The following is an 18,846-nucleotide window of genomic DNA, read 5'->3' as shown; positions in this document are numbered from 1 at the left end:
GCAACAAAAGTGGAAATTGACTATATATTTTCCGGTTACCAATGGATTCTCCCGTGCTAAATAGCATTGAAAAAAGCGTTATCGAGGCGCAAGTCATCGAAGCCCTGCGGGCCTGTTTCGATCCGGAGATTCCCGTCAATATTTATGAGCTCGGATTGATTTACGGGGTCGCCATCGACGAGAACGGCCTGGTGGACGTGAAGATGACGCTCACATCCCCCCATTGCCCGGCGGCGCAATCTCTCCCTCCCGAAGTGGAAGGGAGAGTGAAAAACGTCCCCGGAGTGACGGGTGCGAAGGTGGAAGTGGTGTGGGATCCGCCCTGGAACCCCTCCATGATGTCCGAGGCGGCAAAACTGGAACTTGGAATGTTTTAATCCTTAGGAAGGAACGAACGTGCCTGAACTGGAAATCGCTACGAAGCCGAAATTGAACGAAGAGATCACGTTGACCGCGAAGGCGGCCGAGCAGATCGCGACGATCCGAAAACAGAACAATATCCCCGAGAGTCACGGCTTGCGCCTCGGAGTCAAGGGGGGAGGGTGCTCCGGCCTCAGCTATGTTCTCGGATTTGACGCCGAGTCGAAACCGGGTGACAAGGTGTTCGAGATGCATGGAATTACGGTCTTCATCGATCCGAAGAGCCTCTTCTACCTCTCGGGAACCCAGCTCGATTTTCAGGACGGGCTGAACGGCAAGGGATTCGTCTTCAACAATCCCCAGGCGACGAAAACCTGCGGATGCGGGAGCTCGTTCGGAGTCTAGCCCGACCCTTACCGACACACAGATTGGAGGTGCCGGCGTGAAAAAGCACATCTCGGTCCCGGCGGCTATGCATCCTCTCTACTCATCGGGAGGCCCCTCAGAATTATTTCCTAACCTAACTGATCAGATCAATTAAGGAGCCACATACCATGCCATTCACACTGCCCAATCTCCCTTATCCACACGACGCCCTCGAGCCCCACATCGACAAGACGACGATGGAAATCCATCACGGCAAGCATCACGGGGCGTATGTCACGAACCTGAACAAAGCCATCGAAGGGACGGAGTGGGAAAATAAAACCATCGAACAAATCCTTGCCAACATCTCGACGCTCCCGGTGGCCGTCCGCAACAACGGAGGCGGGCATTATAACCACTCGATGTTCTGGAACTGGATGAAGCCGAAAGGAGGAGGGGTTCCTTCGGGAGACCTCGGCGATGCGATTACACGGGATTTCGGCTCCTTCGATAAATTCAAGGAGCAACTTTCCGCCGCCGGCATGACCCGCTTCGGATCGGGCTGGGCGTGGCTGATCAAGCAGGGCGGCAAGCTTGCCGTCACCTCGACTCCGAATCAGGATAATCCGATGATGGATATCGCCGATGTCAAGGGGACTCCGATCCTCGGAATCGACGTGTGGGAGCACGCCTATTACCTGAAGTACCAGAACCGGAGGGCCGACTACCTTGCGGCATTCTGGAACGTCGTGAACTGGGACGAGGCGGCAAAACGATTCGCCGCGAAGTGAATCCCATGATACGAGGACGTTTCTTCCGTTCCGTCCCGGCATTGTCCGTGCTTCTCGCCTCCTGCGCGTGGGCGACGTTCGCACAGGGAGTTCCCCGGACTCTTTCGCTTGCCGTCGATGCGCGCGATGCGGCGGGGAAGATACTTCACGTAAGAGAGTCCATCCCTCACCCGCCGGGGCCGCTCACCCTGTTTTATCCCAAGTGGATTCCGGGCGAGCATGGCCCGACCGGGCCGGTTTTGGATCTTGTCGGACTGAAGATCACCGCCGGAGGCGCGCCGGTGAGCTGGCGCCGCGATCTCTCGGAGATGTATGAGATTCATTGTGATCTCCCGGGGGGACAGGACCGGGCCGAGCTGACGTTCGATTTTGTCCTTCCGGCGGACGCAGCAGGGTTCTCCTCGGGGGCCTCATCGACAGCGCGGCTCCTCGTGCTGAGCTGGAATCAGGTCGTCCTCTATCCCATGGAGGCCAGCCCGGACAGCCTCATCGTCAATGCGAATCTTCAGCTTCCTGAGAGCTGGAAATTCGGGGGCGCGCTGGAAGTCGACCGCCAGTCCGGAAACACAATAGATTTCAAGCCGGTCTCTCTCGCCAAATTGATCGACTCTCCGGTGTTGGCCGGAATGCACTTCCGGCGTATCGAGCTTGGAAGCGCAGGCGGGGCTGCCCATTATCTTGACATCGCAAGCGACGGAGAACCGACTCTCGAGATGGACGACCAGCTCCTCGAACAGTACCGGAATCTTGTCGCCGAGGCGAACAGCCTGTTCGGTGCCCACCATTACAATCATTACGATTTTCTCCTCACGTTGAGCGATCAGGTGGCGCATTTCGGATTGGAACACCACCAATCGAGCGACAACCGCGTCGCCGAGCGCTCCCTCGTGGACGACGATCTGAAGAAAATGGCTTCCGGCCTCCTGCCCCATGAATTCGTGCATTCGTGGAACGGCAAGTACCGCCGCCCGTCGGGACTCGCCACGGGAGACTATTCGACGCCGATGAAAGGCGATCTCCTCTGGGTTTACGAAGGGTTGACCCAATATCTCGGGAAGGTTCTCGCCGCCCGGTCGGGCCTCCGGAGTCCGGAGGTGTACCGCGAAGATCTGGCATTGCTTGCCGCCCGGCTGGATGTCCGCCCCGGGCGGCAGTGGCGCCCCTTGCAGGATGCCGCCGACGAGGCGCAGCTGCTCTATGGCGCGCGCAGCGACTGGGAATCGTACCGTCGCGGCGTCGATTTCTACGATGAAAGCGACCTGATATGGCTCGAAGCGGATGTGATGATTCGAAGGGAATCGAAGGGGAGAAAATCGCTGGATGATTTCTGCCGTATCTTTCATGGCGGAAAGAACACGGGGCCTTCTGTGAATCCGTACACTTTCGAAGATGTCGTTGCCACCCTCAACGGAGTCGCCCCGCTTGACTGGAGGGCGTTCCTGACGGGGAGGTTGAAGTCCCTCGAATCCCATGCCCCTCTCGGGGGAATCGAATCGTCCGGGTGGAAATTGGTCTATTCCGATACTCCCACCCCGTTCGAGAAGTCCGAAGAGGCCGCCCGGAAGACGTTCGATCTCCGCTTCTCGATCGGCGTTCAGTTCGACCTCGAGGGAGGGATGCTGGACGTCATCCCGAATTCACCCGCGGCCCGGGCCGGGCTCGCACCGGGCATGAAACTGATCGCTGTCGGAGGCCGGAAATACTCGAAGGCGCTCCTGCTGGACGCCATCAGGGAAAGCGTTCGGAACACGTCCCCGCTCGAATTCCTCGCCTCAAACGGCGAGTTCTACAAGACGTACATGGTCGACTACCACCTCGGCGCGCGGTACCCGCATCTGGTGCGGATCGAATCGCGGCCGGACCTCCTTTCCTCCATCATCAGGCCCGCCTCTCCCGCCCGGACTCAGCGATCCCAGCGATACTGAAAATTGATTCCCAACCGGAATTCTTGTATTATGGTTTCTAACAATCGAGAGATCCAGGACTGATGCCATGAACAAAAAACTGAGAAACGTTCAAAAGAAACACCGCAAGTCCGCCCGCAGAATCAGGGCCAGGAACAAAGCCGGGCGCGCTGCGGCAAAGAAGAAGTAAGAAAACCTGCGCATGGCCCCTTCCCTCAAATCGTCCTACCGGTTTGGGTCGGTCCAGTACGATCTCGGCGCCCGAACGCACCTGATGGGAATCCTCAACGTCACCCCCGATTCCTTTTCCGACGGCGGGAAATACTACAATCATGAACTCGCCGTACGGAGAGGGCTCGAGATGGTCGAAGAAGGGGCCGACTTCATCGATGTCGGAGGCGAATCGACCAGACCCGGCTCGGATCCGGTTCCGGTCGAGGAGGAGATTCGCCGGACGATCCCGGTGATCGAGAGTCTTGCCAAATCGACCGGCATCCCGATTTCCATCGACACCACGAAGTCCGCGGTCGCTTCTCGCGCCCTCGATGCCGGTGCGCTCGTCGTCAACGACGTTTCCGGGCTCCGTTTCGATCCCCTCCTCGCAGATGTGGTTGCACGGAATCAAGCCTCGCTCGTCCTGATGCACATGGGGGGCACTCCGAAAACGATGCAGGAACACCCCGAATATGTCGACGTGATGGCGTCGATCGTGGAGTTTCTGAGGGAACAAACACGGGTGGCCGGGCAGAAGGGGATAGAGCAGATTCTGGTCGACCCCGGCATCGGCTTCGGAAAGAGCGTCGCGCACAACACCGAGATCATCCGCCGCCTGGCCGAGCTGCAGGAGCTCGGGTACCCGGTCCTGATCGGCCCCTCCCGAAAATCGTTTATCGGGAAGATTCTCGATCTTCCCGCCGACGAACGGCTGGAAGGAACCGCAGCCGCCGTCGCCGCCGCGATCATGAACGGAGCCCACGTCGTCCGTGTGCATGATCTGCGGCAAATGAAACGCGTCGCGATGACCGTCGACGCAATCATCCACCCGACTCTCTCCCTCTGAGCCCTCCCGTGGAACTCTTCAACATAGGATTCCTTCCGGTCAGGCTCATCGACGTGATCGACATCGTGCTTGTCTCGTTTATCTTCTACAAGTTATACATGGCGATGCGAGGGACGGTCGCGGCCCAGATCTTTGTCGGACTGGTGCTGATCATCGCGTTTTCATTCGTGACCCAGGCGTTCAATTTCAAGGCGATGAACTGGATCCTGAGCACCCTCACCGACATCTGGGTGATCGCGTTCATCGTCCTCTTTCAGCCGGAACTCCGCCGCCTTCTCGTTCTGGTCGGACGCAACCGGATCGTCCGGATGTTTCTCCGGCTTGACGTGGAGGAGTCGATCGAGGAGATCGCGAGCGCGGCCTCCGAGCTCGCGCGGAAGCACCATGGAATGCTCGTCGTGGTGGTTCGAGCAACCGGCCTGCGCACCTTTGTCGAGACGGGCCTGACGCTGCAGGCAAGGATCAGCCGTCCCCTCCTTGTCTCCATCTTTAATCCGCGGGCGCCGCTTCACGACGGCGCCGTCGTCGTCCGTGACCGGGTGATCGAGGCGGCGCGGGTCACGCTTCCCCTCTCCCAGACGACGAGAATCGGGGACGCCGTGCTCGGCATGCGGCACCGCGCCGGGCTCGGGATCTCGGAACAGGCGGACGTCGTTTCGGTCATCGTCTCCGAGGAGACGGGCATGATTTCCCTCGCGGATAACGGAATTCTGATCCGCGGTCTTTCTCCCCAGCAGCTGAGGGCGGAATTGCGGTCGCGGCTGACCGTCACCGCCCCGCAGTCGGCGCGCTCGGTCTGGAAAATACTGAGGGCGCATGGATAGCCGGCCCCGCTTCGCGAAATCCCCGGACGACCCGGCGGCCCGGAAACCCTCCCGAAGATTCGATCTGGAGAGGGACGAAATGATCGAGCTGCTCCGCCAGCGCGGAATCCGCGACGAGCGGTTGCTCCGGTCGATGTCGGTCGTCGACCGGCAGCAGTTCGTCCCCGACCCCTTCATCAACCGCGCCTACGACGATTCGGCCCTCCCGATCGGCAGCTCCCAGACGATCTCGCAGCCCTACACCGTCGCGTTCATGACGGAGTGCCTCGATCTCCGGGAAGGGGAGAAGGTGCTGGAGGTGGGGACCGGGTCGGGGTACCAGGCGGCGATCCTGGCCGAGATGGGAGCGCGGGTCTTCTCCATCGAGAGGCACATGGCGCTCCTGACCGGCGCGCGGGGGATCATCGAAAAACTCGGGTATGACATCGCGTCGAAATGCGGCGACGGCACGATCGGATGGAAGGAGTTCGCCCCGTTCGACGGCGTGCTTGTGACGGCCGGCGCGCCCGACATTCCCCAGCCTCTCCTGGAACAGCTGGCCGACGGCGGCAGGCTCGTCATCCCGATCGGCGATCTGGATGTCCAGCACCTTCATGTCGTGACCCGGACGAAGGACCGCTACGAGACCCGCGTGGTTTCGGGGTTCAAATTTGTTCCGCTCATCGGGAAGAAAGGGTGGAAGTGATCCGGTCCGCGCAGTGACGGCCGCGCGCGATCCTTCCCGCCGGGTACCCGTCCTGGTCGGCCCGACGGCATCGGGCAAAACTTCGGTTTCCCTCCTCATCGCCGCGCAGCTCGGCGCCGAAATCATCTCCGCGGATTCCCGCCAGGTGTTCAGGTGCATGGATATCGGTACGGCGAAACCCTCCCTTGCCGACCGCGCCCGCGTGCACCATCATTTCGTCGATACGTTGAATCCGGGCGAAGAGTTCAACGCCGGAGAATATGGAGTCCGGGGGAGGGAGCTGATCGGGAAGCTGTTCCTCCGCGGGAAGGTGCCTCTGGTCGTCGGCGGATCGGGGCTCTACGTGCGGGCGCTGGTCGACGGGTTCTTCGAGGGGGTGGTCCCGGCCGATCCCGAGCTCAGGAGCGGGCTCTCCGACCGCCTCAGAGACGAGGGGGCGCAAACGCTCCTCGAGGAATTGAGGAAGATCGATCCCGCGGCCGCATCACGCATGCTCCCCTCCAATACCCGGCGGATCATCCGCGCACTGGAGGTCTATAAATTGACCGGGACGCCGATCTCCGAGCTTCAGAAGTCGAGGGCCGCGATACCCTTCGTGCCGGTCTTCGCGGGGTTGCAGTGGAACCGGAAGGAACTCTACGCGCGGATCAACCGCCGGGTCGACTCGATGATCGCAAACGGGTTGGTCGAGGAGGTGAAGGCGCTGATCGCCGCGGGCAGCCCTTTCGGCGCGAACGCCCTCAAGACCACCGGATACCAGGAAGTCTTCGCGTACCTCGCCGGCGAACTGACGCTCGACGAGATGGTTCCGTTGATCAAACGGAACAGCCGCCGGTACGCGAAACGCCAGCTCACCTGGTTCCGCCGGGACGAACGAATCCGGTGGTTTGAAGTGGCGCGCGAAGAGGACCTTCCACTCGTAGCAGGGCGCATCGCGTCGTTTTTTTCGGAGGGGGCTTAAATCGTTTTGATAAATGGCGCCCTTTTCGTATCTTATGTCGAATCGGGGGAATTGCCGCCGGATGGAATGAGAAAGGATCACGGAGGCTTATCTCGTATAGAGTACGACAATTCGCAACGGGGCGTGGCTCAGCCCGGCTAGAGCGCTTGGTTCGGGACCAAGAGGTCGCTGGTTCAAATCCAGTCGCCCCGACAAACAGATAAGTTCCCCCGGTTTGGAAACTCCCCCCATTCATATCCTCATCGTCGAAGACAATCTCGAGCACCAGAAGATCACCGAATATGCCCTGAAGCGGAACAACGTCGGGGGGAAGTTCATCGTGGTGCGGGACGGGCAGGAGGCCCTCGATTATCTCTACCGCGAGCGGAAGTACCGGGATCCGGCTTCATCTCCCGTTCCGGACCTGATTCTCCTCGACCTGAACATTCCAAAACGGGACGGGAGGGAAGTGTTGAAGATCATCAAAGAGGATGCTTCCCTCAAGGATATCCCCGTCGTCATCGTGAGCACGTCCGACCGCGAAGAGGATGTCACCTACGCGTTTCAGACCGGCGCCGTCGCCTACATCAGCAAGTCGGGCGGCTTCGACAAGTTCAACTCCGAAATCGGATCGGTGGCGCAGTACGCCCGGCGGCCTCAAACGCTTTGAATCTCTGCGCCGAAATTTGTGTCATGTGACCTGAAATCAACCATGTCCCACATCGTCGTCATCATAGGCCGCCCGAACGTCGGGAAGTCCACGCTCTTCAACCGGATTCTCGGTGCGAGGGAGGCGATCGTCGACGACAAGCCCGGCGTGACGCGCGACCGCCATTACGGAACCGCGGAATGGACGGGCAAGAGGTTCACGATCATCGACACGGGCGGATACGTCCCGAACTCCGAGGATCTGTTTGAGAAGGCGATTCGCGAGCAGGCCGAAATCGCGCTCGGCGAGGCGAACGCGGTCATATTTCTCGTCGACGCCGTTTCGGGCATTACGCCGATCGACGGAGAGATCGCGCGCATCCTCAGGAAATCCCTGAAAAAGGTTTATCTGGTGGTCAACAAGGTCGACAGCGCTCTCCGGGAGCCTGATGCCGCGGAGTTTTACCGGCTGGGGCTCGGAGAACCTATCGCCATCTCTGCGCTCGCGGGGAGAAAGATCGGCGATTTTCTCGATCAGATCACCTCCGGCCTCGGTGAGAACGGGGAGGAGCAGGAAAAAGACAAACGGCTCAAAATTGCGATCCTCGGAAAGCCCAACGTAGGCAAATCGTCAATCGTGAATGCGCTGATCGGGAAACCGAGACAGATCGTGACGAATATTCCGGGGACGACCCGCGACTCCATCGACACGGTTCTGCGGTATCAGAAGGAGGAGATCGTCCTGATCGACACCGCCGGTTTGCGGCGACGGAGCCGCATCACGGAAAACGTCGAATTCTTCGGCACGATCCGGTCATTGAAATGTATCGAGCGGTGCGATGTCGCGATTCTGGTGGTCGACGCCGAAGCGGGGGTGGACCGGCAGGACCTCCGCATCATGGAAGGGATCGCGGAACGGCACCGGGGGACGGTCATCGCGGCGAACAAGTGGGACCTTGTGGAGAAAAACGACCAGACCGCTCTCGCGTACGAACGGTCGCTCCGTGCGCTCCTGCGCATTTACGATTATGCCCCCATCGTCTTCGTTTCCGCCCTGGAGAAGCAGCGGATCCACAAATTGATGGACGTTGCGAAGGCGGTCCTCACCGAACAGCGGAAGCATATACCGACAAAGAAGCTGAACGACCTGCTTCTCAAGGACATTGAAAAAACGCCGCCTTCATCCTCGTCGGGGAAGGAGATCAGGATCAAATACATCACCCAGGTGAAGAGCGACCACGCCGCGTTCGCCTTTTTCACGAACGAGCCGAAATTAGTCCAGGAAAAGTACCGGAGATTTCTGGAGAGAAGACTGCGGGAACACTTTTCCTTCGCCGGCGTCCCCGTGTCGGTCTACTTCCGGAAGAATCGCTGATCGGCTTTTCGATGAAGGATATCTGATGGAATCCGGCCCCTATCGATGAAGACACGGCGCATCCTCGTGGTCGGCGGACTCGCCGCCGGTCCCAGTGCGGCGGCAAAGGCGGCCCGGACAAACCCTCGCGCGGAGGTCACGCTCTTTGAAGCCACCGAGACGGTTTCGTACGGTATCTGCGAATCTCCCTACGCGATCGGGGGAGTGATCGGGGACGAGGAGAAGCTCGTCTCTTACACCCCCGAGCGCCTCCGGGACGAGAAAGGGTTCGGGGTAAAGACCCTTCACCGCGTCGAAGGGATCAATCCCTCCAGACACCGGATCTCGGTGCGGGACATCCGGAACCGGACCGTGTCCGACGTCGAGTATGACAAGCTGATCGTCGCGACCGGCGCGACCCCCCTGCGATTGAACGTGCCGGGGGAGGAAGGGCGGAACGTCTTCCATGTCAGCTCCCGCGACGATACCCGAAGAATTCTCTCCTCTCTCGAAACCGAATCGCCGCAACGCGCGGTCATCATCGGCGGCGGGTATATCGGCATGGAGATGTCCGAGGCCCTGCGTCTGCGGGGGCTGGACGTGACGCTCCTTCACCGGGGCCGGCTCCCCATGGCGGGCCTCGAGCTGGAAACCCGGGAGCGGATCCTCGGGGAGCTCGAGCGGAACGGAGTGCATTTTGTCACCAACGTCGCCGTCGAGGCGTTGCTCCAGGACAAGGAGACGCGGGTCCGGCACATTCACACCAACCGCGGCTCGTTTGAATCCGATATCGTCATCCTCTGCCTCGGGGTCGCGCCGAACGTCCGGCTCGCACAGGGGGCGCGGATCGCCGTGGGCGAACACCTGGGTATCATGACGGACGAGATGCAGCAGACGAATGTCGATTCCATCTATGCCGCCGGCGATTGCTGCGAGGTCAGGAACATCGTATCCGGAAAGCGCATGTATCTCCCCCTCGCGACCGTCGCGAGCCGCGCCGCATGGGTGGCGGGCGAAAACGCCGCGGGGGGCCGCGCGTCGTTCAAGGGGGCGATCCGCGCAATCGCGGTGAAAGTGTTTTCGCTCGAAGTCGCCCAGGTCGGGCTGAGCACCGAGGAGGCGGTTGCGGCCGGGTTTGACGCGGTCAGCGAATCGATCACCGCGTTCGGGAAGGTCGCGCTCATGCCCGGATCCGGGAAGGTGACGGTGCGCCTGATCCTGGACCGGCGGTCGGGCAGGCTCCTCGGGGCAAACCTGTACGGCGCCGAGGGTTCGGTCCTGCGCGCCAATACGATCGGGACCGCGATTCAGCATAAGCTCACCGTGGATGACCTCGCCGGCCTCGATTTGATCTATGCTCCGCCCTTCGCGCCGCTCTGGGATCCCATCCTCGTCGCGGCCAACCAGGCGAAGAAAAAGATTCATGACGACAACTGACAGCGTCCATCAACTACTCTCTCCCACGCGATGAAGAACCTGACGTTCATCGAACACCCGCTGATAAAGCGGGATCTCACGTTGCTGCGCGACGTACGCACACCGAGCAATCTGTTCCGCTCGATTCTCAGGCGGGCAGCCAGCCTGATCGCGTTCGAAGTGACGCGCGACCTGCGGGTCCGGCGTGTGAGCGTCGCGACTCCACTTGAACGGTCCACCGGCCATGTCGTTTCGGACGCCGTGATCCTCGTCCCGATCCTCCGCGCCGGCCTCGGGCTGGTCGGAGGGTTCGTCGAAGTCCTGCCCGATGCCCGGGTGGGACACATCGGACTCTACAGGGATGAGGCGACCCTCAAGCCGATCGATTATTATCTGAAGTTCCCCCGCAAATTGAGGGATGCTCTCGTTCTTGTTCTGGATCCCATGCTCGCCACCGGGGGGAGTGCGGTTACGGCGGTAACCCTTCTGAAGAAGAAAGGCGCGAAGCGGATCCGTTTTGTGAGTCTCGTCGCGGCACCGGAGGGGGTCCGGCTTCTTTCGAAGAAGCATCCCGATGTGAAGGTCTATACGTGCGCCCTCGACAGGCAGCTCAACGGCCGCGGGTATATCCTTCCCGGCCTCGGGGATGCCGGCGACCGGATGTTCGGGACCGCGGAGTAAACTCCCGAAAACGAACGGGAATCGTTGTTTCCACCGGTTTCCAAATCATTTGACTTTCCGCGTAAATCTTCATACTATTCCCAAATCTTTCGAGGGATCGCGAGTAGAGCATGAAGATTAGCCGGCAGGTCCAGAGTGGCGTCGCGGTCTTATCGCTCGAGGGGGATTTCATCGGCGAAATGGACCGCTCGAACCTTTCCTCGAACGTTCAGGATCTTCTGGCAGACGGGAACCGTTGGTTTGTCGTCGATCTCCGGGCAGTCCACCATATCAACAGTTCCGGACTCGGATCTCTGGTCTCCACGCTGACGACGCTGCGCAAGGCCGGGGGGGATTTGCGACTGGCTTGTGCAAACCCGGGAGTCCGGAGCCTGTTCGAAATGACCCAGCTGATACGGGTGTTCGATTTTCACGACACGATGGAGCATGCCCTGGCAGGATATGGGACCGCCGGCCGCCAGGCCCCCACGGGTCCGGGCACGACCCGATCTTGAATGGAAAAGCACTTCCCGAGAGAAATGGCATCGTTGGATTCCGTGTTCGAGTACATCACGGAATTCATGTCCCAGAACGGGATCGACAACTCCGAGGCATATTCGTTGCAATTCGTCATCGAGGAGCTGTTCACAAACCTGATGAAGTACAACCGCGGGGGGCGGAGCGAGATCGCGGTGAGCCTCCACAAGGATCAGGATTCGATCGTCGTGCAGTTGACGGATTTCGATGTCGATGAATTCGATGTGACAAAGGTTCCCGATGCAAAGGTCGACCTGCCTCTCGAGGAGAGAAAAATCGGCGGGCTCGGGGTTCACCTTGTCCGCAAAATGGTGGATGGCATGCGGTACGAGTATTCCGACCGGGTGGGGAGAATAATTATCACGAAGAATTTGGGGCGGGACGATGTTCAGCGCTAAGGTTGGAAGCAACAACGAGGTCCAGCTGGTCGGGAGATTCGACGCCTCGCAGGTTGCCGCTGCGAAAGAGGTTCTGGACAAAATCAGCACCTCCAGCGTCATCGATTTCCGGGAACTGGAGTATATATCGAGCGCAGGCATGGGGGTGCTCCTGGCGACCCAAAAAAGGCTGAGCGAATCCGGCCATAAACTCGCCCTGGTCAACCTGAATAAGCACATCAAGGATATTTTCGGGTACGCAGGCTTCGACAGGGTCTTCGAAATTCGCTGATTTTCGGGGGTGAGGGGGAGTTTTCAGGATTTAATCCATTCCAGGGGGCCGTTGAAACCAACTTTCTGAGGATTGCTTTGTACTTATGATAGTTGACGATGATCGGCTGTTGGTCCGGGAAACGCTGGCAGGGAACAGGGCGGCATTCGAATCGATAGTCGAAAAGTACCACAGGGTTGTGTACAACGTTGCAATCCGAATCGGCAACCGTGCTGCAGATGCCGAGGATGTGACGCAAACGGTTTTCCTGAAGGCGTACGAGCGCCTCTCCGAGTACAACCCTTCTTACAAGTTCTTCAGCTGGATGTACCGGATCGCCGTCAACGAGTCCTTGAATCTTCGAAACCACCAGAAGCGATATGAAGAACTCGACCACGAAATTGTCTCCGATGACCAAACAACCGAACAGCTCATCGACGGGCAGAGGCTCGAGAGAATCGTCGAGGATGGACTCATGCAATTGAAGCTTGAAGACCGGATTATTCTCGTCTTGAGCCATTTTCAGGATCTCTCCTACACGGAGATCGGCTATGTGCTCGATATTCCGGACAAGACGGTGAAGTCGAGACTTTATTCAGCGAGGCAGGCGCTGAAAAACAAACTTCTCAGCAGGCAGGGGATTAAATGATGAACGATCAGACAAACGAGCTCATTCACAGGGAAATTGACGGGTTGAATTCCCCGGAAGAGAGTGCTCTTCTCCGGGAGCGTCTTGCGATGGATCCTCAGGCACAGGAACTGTATGACGATCTGGCCAGGCTGGGATCGATCCTCAAGTCGGTGAAGCCCGTGGAACCCCCGCGATATCTTAAGAATACCATTATCAACTCCATCCAGTTTCACCGGCCGCCAGCAGCACGAACGGGCAGGTTCCGGAACGTTGCGAGATTTTTCACAACATCACTCAACCAGGAGGGTTCCATGCATAGCAAAGCTGTCAAAGTTGGTGTCCTGGCCGCCGTCTCGGTGGCACTCGTCTACTTCGCCTTTCTCTATCCCTGGCCGGTCGGCGACCAGATTCAGGGAACGATCGGCGGCGTCAAGAAGTACAACGCCGGCCAGCTCACCGATAAGGACGTGAAACTCGGCGGGTCAGACATCGCCACGGATCAATTCTCGGTGCTTGAGAATCGAATCAAGACGATGGAAGGAAGATTGGCTCCCGACGCACGCACTTCGATCATAGAGGCGAGAATCGATTACATCGATAGCCGGATCTCGCAGACCCCCGGATCGGTGCCAAACGAGACGATCGAGGGCAGGATTCAACAGGCCGAAGCCGAGATTCTGGCGAGGTCTGCGACGCTTCCCGCCGAGCAACGGATAGACAACCTGGAAGCACGGCTTTCGATCCCGGCGGAACAGCGCACAGGTTCGACAGTCGAGCAGCGGCTGAACAACATCGAGAGCCGGCTCAATGTCCCCCAGGAGTTCCGTGCAAACACCATCGATTCAAGGTTGCAGCAGGTGGAAACGGCCGAACTTTCACGGACAGCGGCCCTCCCGATCGATCAGCGGGTAAACAACATCGAATCCCGCCTGTCGATTCCCGCCGAGCAACGCGCGACACCGGTGATCCAGGAACGGGTGAGCAATATTGAGAGCCGCCTGAACGTCCCGGTTGAGGCCCGCACGGCTCCGACCGTCGAAGCCAGGCTCCAACAGGTCGAGGCACAGGAAATGCAACGGTCAGCAGGTTTGCCGGCCGAAGCGCGCCTTGCGAATATCGAACAGCGGACAGCCTCGTGGACCGAACAGCGCACGGCCCCTGTGACCGAACAGCGCACGGCCCCTGCGACCGACCAGCGCACCGCCCCTGCGACTGACCAGCGCACCGCCCCTGCGACTGACCAGCGAACCTCCGGCTCGTTGGAACAGCGTCTCAATAACCTCGAGAGCAGAATCGGCGTGCCGCAGGAATACCGGACGGCGTCGACGATCGAATCGAGACTGCAGCAGGTTGAAGCGTATGTATCGCAGAGAACGGCCAGCCTGCCCGCCGAACAGCGGATAGACAATCTGGAATCCAGGATCGGCTCCACCGTGGAAGCTCGGACCGCGATACTGGAATCGAGAATCAATAATCTTGAAAGCCGGCTGAACATCCCCCCGGATTCGAGAACGAACAACCTCGAATCGAGACTCAATAACATCGAGAGCCGGACCAACGTACCGCAGGATCAACGGACGAATTCCGACCAGCAATAGAGCGGTTGGCTTCATCGGGTTTGACCTAACACGTAGAGGCCGAAATGATAGGAAAGAGAGGAGACGGGCAACACCGTCTCCTCTCGGTGTTTACACTGCCTCGCTTGCTCACCGCATCAATTGAACCTCCTGGAGATTTATGAATCGTAGGTTGACGGCCGCACGGGGACCGCACCGCCTCTGGGCGGCTCTCCTCTGTTCGATGTCTCTGCTTGCGTGCGCGGACTCGGCCGCCCAGTTCCACCGGCTTGAATCCGCGAATCTGCGCCTGCTCTATTACGACGAGCAACACGCCTATGTCATCCCCCATCTTCGCCGGTGCTTCGAAAATTCGCTCGCGTTCCACCGGCGCACCTACGGGTATACCCCGTCGGAGAAGGTCACGATCCTGCTCCAGGATTTTGACGACTACGGGTACGCCGGGGCGACAGGCCTCCCGTTCAACTACATGATCCTCGGAATCGAGCCGTATGAGTACGTGTATGAAACCTCCCCGACCAATGAGCGGCTCAATTGGGTGATGAGCCACGAGCTCATGCACGTCGTCGCCACCGACAAGCCCTCGCACACCGACAGGCTCTACAGGTCGATCTTCCTCGGAAAGGTGCCTCCGTCCTCCGACAACCCGATCTCGATGTTTTACAGTTTCCTGACCGTGCCCAGGAAGTATTCGCCCCGCTGGTACCATGAAGGAATCGCCGTCTTCATGGAGACCTGGATGGCGGGCGGAATCGGAAGGGTGCTCGGAGGTTACGACGAGATGGTCTTCAGAACGATGGTGCGGGACAGCAGCTACTTCTTCGACGTGGTGGGCCTGGAGTCGGAGGGAACCACGATCGATTTTCAAACGGGGCAGAATTCGTACCTGTACGGCACCCGGTTTGTCACGTATCTCGCCGATCAGTACGGGATCGACAAGCTCCTTGCGTGGTTCAACCGGACCGACGACAGCAAGCAGTATTTTGCCTCGCAGTTCGAACAGGTGTACGGGGTGTCGCTCGATGACGAATGGTCCCGGTGGATCGAATGGGAACACGGGTGGCAGGCGGCGAATCTCGATTCGGTCCGGCACTACCCGCTCACCCCGTACCGGCGGATCGTCCAGGGCGCCCTCGGCGCGATCTCACGCGCCTACTATGACTCGAGCTCCCGGCGGCTCTACGCCGCGACGAACTTTCCCGGGCAGCTCGCGCACATCTCCGCGATCAACATCGACGACGGATCGATCGAACAAATCTGCGATCTGCCGTCGCCGGCGATGTACTACGTCTGCGCGCTGGCCTACGACCCTGCGACGGGGGATCTTTTTTATACGACCCACAACAGCAAGGACTGGCGGGACTTGAACGCGGTCAACGTGAACACCCATGAATCCCGCGTCCTCCTCCGGCGCGCGAGGACGGGCGATCTGGCGTTCGATGTCCCGCGTAAATCGATCTGGGGCATCCAGCACCATAACGGGCTCTCGACGCTCGTCCGGTTCGCCCCCCCGTACGATCACTGGTCCGAAGTCCTCCACCTCCCCTACGGGAGGGACATGTTCGATATCGACGTCTCGCCGGACGGTTCGACCCTGAGCGCCTCGACGATCGAGGTGAGCGGCAAGCAGCAGTTGATCAGGATGCCGATCGATGAGCTGATGAAGGGGAACAGCGCTTACGAGGTGTGCTACGAGTTCGTCAATAATTCCCCGGAAAACTTCGTCTTTTCCAGGGATGGGAAATATCTGTTCGGCACCTCCTACTACACGGGGGTCTCGAACGTCTTTCGCTACGACCTCGAGAAGAAGAAAATGGAGGCGGTCTCGAACTGCGAGACGGGTTTTTTCCGGCCGGTCCAGATTTCGGCCGATTCGATCGCCGCGTTCCGTTACACCGGAAAAGGGTTTGTTCCCGTCATGCTCGCGAACAGGACGACCGAGGATGTCAGCCCGGTCCGCTACCTCGGCCAGGATGTCGTCGACAAGTACGACGTGTTGAAGAGCTGGACCCTGCCGTCTCCGCTGACGGTCAAACTCGATACGATCGCGACCGACTCCGGTTCCTATAACGGACTGGCGAGCCTCAGATTAACCTCGGGGTACCCCGTCGTGGAAGGGTATAAAGATTATACCTCGATCGGTCCGCGATTAAACTTTCTCGATCCGCTCTTCTACCACGATCTCGACCTGACCGCCACCTATTCACCCAGTCCGGGGCTGCCCGAGAACGAGAGGCTTCACCTCTCCCTGACCTATCGATTCTGGCAGTGGAAGGTCAGCGCGAGCCTGAACAAAGCCGACTTCTACGACCTGTTCGGCCCGACAAAAGAGAGTCGCAAGGGCTACTCGCTCGGAGTCCAGTATACCGGGATCCTCCTGAGCGACAACCCGCGCGTTCTGGATTACACCCTCAGCGCCAACGGGTATGGAAACCTGGAGCGGCTCCCCGACTTCCAGAATGTCGCCGCCTCCTTCGACCGTTTCGCGACCCTCGGCGGAAAACTCGCATACCGGTATCTTCGCCGCTCTCTCGGCGGGGTGGAAGCGGAGCAGGGGATCCGGATCCAGCTCAATGCCCTGAATACCTATGTCAACAGAAGCGACTTTCTCCGCGGGAACCTCAATCTTGACTGCGGATTTCTCCTTCCGCTCGACCATTCATCGCTCTGGTTCCGCGGATCCGCGGGGGCGTCGACGGGGGACCGGGACAATTCATTCGCGAATTTCTTCTTCGGCGGGTTCGGAAACAACTGGGTCGATTTTCAGGAGGTCAAACGATACCGTGAGTCGTACAGTTTCCCCGGAACAGAGCTGAACTCGATCGGAGGGTCGAACTACGGGAAAGCGACGCTCGAATGGGTGCTCCCGCCGCTCCGGTTCCGGCGGCTCGGGTTTCTCAGCCTCTACTGCAACTGGTCCCAGCTCTCGCTCTTCACCTCGGCGATCGGCACGAACCTGGACAGGCCGGAGGAAGGACAGACGCTGCTGAATGCCGGCGGCCAGATCGATTTCAAGCTGGTCGTCTTCTCCCGGCTGGAATCGACCCTCTCATTCGGCTACGCGGCCGCCTTCGAACGCGACCAGCGGACCACGAGGGAGTTTATGTTCTCCCTGAAAATACTTTGACGCGCGGCGGCCATCCTGTGAGCCCCCCGCAATCCTCCGACCATTCCTGACCGGGGGCGCGCCGTGCTGAGCATCCTGGTGAGCGTTCTCCCCGTGTTTCTCTTCCTCGGGGCGCTGATCTTTCTGGACAGCTACAAACTCGTTCCGATCCGGTCGGTGCTGGTGACGATTCTTGCCGGGTGCGTCGTGACGGTTCCGGCCTTTCTGCTCAACATCCTCGCCCTCGACCGGATCGGGGTCGATCCGCTTACACTGGCCCGCTACGGCGCCCCGGTCCTCGAGGAGGCGCTTAAATCCGTCTATGTCGTCTACCTCCTGCGGAGGAAGCGGATCGGATTTGTGGTCGATGCCGCAATCTACGGATTCGCCGTCGGGGCGGGGTTCTCGTTCATCGAAAACCTCTATTATCTGGAGTCGCTTCCGGACCAGCATCTCCTGCTCTGGGTAAGCCGCGGGCTGGGAACCGCCGTGATGCACGGAGGGACGACCGCGATGTTCGCGCTCATCACCAAGAGCATCACCGACCGGGCGTCGAATCTCCGGCTCTCCCTCATGCTCCCCGGGCTCGGGGTCGCGATCGTCATGCACTCCTTCTATAATCATTTCGTCCTCTCCCCGCTGGTGCCGACCGCCGTGTTGCTGGTGCTGCTTCCGGTCGTGTTCCATCAAAGTGAAAAATCGACGAAAAAGTGGCTGGGCGTAGGGATGGATACCGATATGCAGTTGCTGGAAATGATCACCGGCGGAGACATGGCGCTCACGAAGATCGGCCAATACTTCCTCACCCTGCAGCAGCAGTTTCAGGGAGAGATCATCGCGGACATGATTTGCCTGGTGCGCCTCCACACGGAGCTGGCGATCCGCGCCAAAGGGATCCTCATGATGAGAAGCGCCGGCTTTGAAGCCCCGCTGGGTCCCGATGTCAAGGAGAAGTTCGACGAACTGAAGTATCTTCAGAAGAGTATCGGAAAAACGGGCCAGATGGCTCTCTCGCCGGTCCTTCACATGAGCAATCGGGATTTGTGGCAGATCTATATGCTCGGCGGGTGACCCTCCGCACCCCCGGCGCGACCGTACTGTCTCCTTTCGGCGTTGTGATCCTGAGCGTTTATTTGTCATCCTGAGCGAAGCGAAGGATCTCATACTCTCGGGAACGGAGATTCTTCGCTTCACTTCGTTCAGCTCAGAATGACATTTATCGCTCTGCTCCCTCAGGATGACGATCAGATGAAACTGGGACACTAACGCAGGCTAAAGCCTGCGCCTACCACGCCCGAGGCATCGGTAGGCGCGACCTTCAGGTCGCGTGACGTGATGG

Annotated in this window: 19 protein-coding genes and 1 tRNA gene; all 20 read left to right on the top strand. The window is 59.4% G+C overall.

The features are described 5' to 3' along the window. Nucleotides 1-53 precede the first annotated feature (53 nt). The 20 genes from VI215_08995 (at nucleotide 54) to VI215_08900 (ending at nucleotide 18,578) form a co-directional block, all read left to right on the top strand. Nucleotides 54-377, top strand: a complete 324-nt coding sequence (locus VI215_08995) for an SUF system Fe-S cluster assembly protein (protein HEY6192442.1) — start codon at nucleotides 54-56, stop codon at nucleotides 375-377. Between the two features lie 19 nt (nucleotides 378-396). Beyond that, a complete protein-coding gene (locus tag VI215_08990) occupies nucleotides 397-765 on the top strand; it encodes an iron-sulfur cluster assembly accessory protein (GenBank protein HEY6192441.1) in 369 nt (122 codons plus the stop codon). Between the two features lie 149 nt (nucleotides 766-914). Then, the gene (locus VI215_08985; GenBank protein HEY6192440.1) at nucleotides 915-1,517 is read left to right on the top strand and encodes a superoxide dismutase; all 603 of its coding nucleotides are present in this window, start codon (nucleotides 915-917) and stop codon (nucleotides 1,515-1,517) included. Nucleotides 1,518-1,522: 5 nt separating this feature from the next. Further along, on the top strand, nucleotides 1,523-3,442 hold the full coding sequence (locus VI215_08980; protein ID HEY6192439.1) for a M61 family peptidase: 1,920 nt from the start codon (nucleotides 1,523-1,525) through the stop codon (nucleotides 3,440-3,442). 181 nt (nucleotides 3,443-3,623) lie between these two features. Then, nucleotides 3,624-4,481: a dihydropteroate synthase gene (gene folP / locus VI215_08975; protein ID HEY6192438.1), complete on the top strand. Its 858-nt coding sequence runs from the start codon at nucleotides 3,624-3,626 to the stop codon at nucleotides 4,479-4,481. 8 nt (nucleotides 4,482-4,489) lie between these two features. Next, entirely contained in the window at nucleotides 4,490-5,305 is an 816-nt protein-coding gene (gene cdaA, locus VI215_08970) for a diadenylate cyclase CdaA (GenBank protein ID HEY6192437.1), read from the top strand. Then, complete coding sequence (locus VI215_08965) at nucleotides 5,298-5,990, top strand: protein-L-isoaspartate(D-aspartate) O-methyltransferase (GenBank protein ID HEY6192436.1); 693 nt, start codon at nucleotides 5,298-5,300, stop codon at nucleotides 5,988-5,990. The genes cdaA and VI215_08965 overlap by 8 nt, the downstream gene beginning before the upstream one ends. A gap of 13 nt (nucleotides 5,991-6,003) precedes the next feature. Then, nucleotides 6,004-6,951, top strand: a complete 948-nt coding sequence (gene miaA, locus VI215_08960) for a tRNA (adenosine(37)-N6)-dimethylallyltransferase MiaA (protein ID HEY6192435.1) — start codon at nucleotides 6,004-6,006, stop codon at nucleotides 6,949-6,951. Nucleotides 6,952-7,068: 117 nt separating this feature from the next. Continuing rightward, nucleotides 7,069-7,143, top strand: a tRNA-Pro gene (locus tag VI215_08955). A gap of 22 nt (nucleotides 7,144-7,165) precedes the next feature. Then, nucleotides 7,166-7,600 carry a response regulator gene (locus VI215_08950; GenBank protein HEY6192434.1) on the top strand — a complete coding sequence of 145 codons (435 nt, stop codon included), beginning with the start codon at nucleotides 7,166-7,168 and terminating at the stop codon, nucleotides 7,598-7,600. A 42-nt stretch (nucleotides 7,601-7,642) separates the two neighbouring features. Next, complete coding sequence (der, locus tag VI215_08945; protein HEY6192433.1) at nucleotides 7,643-8,953, top strand: ribosome biogenesis GTPase Der; 1,311 nt, start codon at nucleotides 7,643-7,645, stop codon at nucleotides 8,951-8,953. Between the two features lie 45 nt (nucleotides 8,954-8,998). After that, nucleotides 8,999-10,369: an FAD-dependent oxidoreductase gene (locus VI215_08940; GenBank protein ID HEY6192432.1), complete on the top strand. Its 1,371-nt coding sequence runs from the start codon at nucleotides 8,999-9,001 to the stop codon at nucleotides 10,367-10,369. A gap of 30 nt (nucleotides 10,370-10,399) precedes the next feature. Next, nucleotides 10,400-11,029 (top strand): uracil phosphoribosyltransferase, encoded by a 630-nt coding sequence (gene upp / locus VI215_08935; protein ID HEY6192431.1) that lies wholly within the window; start codon nucleotides 10,400-10,402, stop codon nucleotides 11,027-11,029. 110 nt (nucleotides 11,030-11,139) lie between these two features. After that, nucleotides 11,140-11,523, top strand: coding sequence for an STAS domain-containing protein (locus VI215_08930; GenBank protein HEY6192430.1), 384 nt, complete (start codon nucleotides 11,140-11,142; stop codon nucleotides 11,521-11,523). A gap of 24 nt (nucleotides 11,524-11,547) precedes the next feature. Next, nucleotides 11,548-11,943, top strand: a complete 396-nt coding sequence (locus tag VI215_08925) for an ATP-binding protein (GenBank protein HEY6192429.1) — start codon at nucleotides 11,548-11,550, stop codon at nucleotides 11,941-11,943. Beyond that, a complete protein-coding gene (locus VI215_08920) occupies nucleotides 11,930-12,214 on the top strand; it encodes an STAS domain-containing protein (GenBank protein ID HEY6192428.1) in 285 nt (94 codons plus the stop codon). The genes VI215_08925 and VI215_08920 overlap by 14 nt, the downstream gene beginning before the upstream one ends. Before the next feature lie 109 nt (nucleotides 12,215-12,323). Beyond that, nucleotides 12,324-12,842, top strand: coding sequence for a sigma-70 family RNA polymerase sigma factor (locus VI215_08915; protein HEY6192427.1), 519 nt, complete (start codon nucleotides 12,324-12,326; stop codon nucleotides 12,840-12,842). Then, nucleotides 12,842-14,422: a hypothetical protein gene (locus VI215_08910; GenBank protein ID HEY6192426.1), complete on the top strand. Its 1,581-nt coding sequence runs from the start codon at nucleotides 12,842-12,844 to the stop codon at nucleotides 14,420-14,422. The genes VI215_08915 and VI215_08910 overlap by 1 nt, the downstream gene beginning before the upstream one ends. Nucleotides 14,423-14,561: 139 nt before the next feature. Then, nucleotides 14,562-17,528 (top strand): hypothetical protein, encoded by a 2,967-nt coding sequence (locus tag VI215_08905; GenBank protein HEY6192425.1) that lies wholly within the window; start codon nucleotides 14,562-14,564, stop codon nucleotides 17,526-17,528. Nucleotides 17,529-17,591: 63 nt separating this feature from the next. Further along, on the top strand, nucleotides 17,592-18,578 hold the full coding sequence (locus VI215_08900; protein ID HEY6192424.1) for a PrsW family glutamic-type intramembrane protease: 987 nt from the start codon (nucleotides 17,592-17,594) through the stop codon (nucleotides 18,576-18,578). Nucleotides 18,579-18,846 lie beyond the last annotated feature (268 nt).

It is taken from the genome of Bacteroidota bacterium (assembly GCA_036522515.1).
Lineage (GTDB): Bacteria > Bacteroidota > Ignavibacteria > UBA10030 > SZUA-254 > VBOC01.
This window is presented reverse-complemented; position numbering and strand designations above follow the sequence as displayed.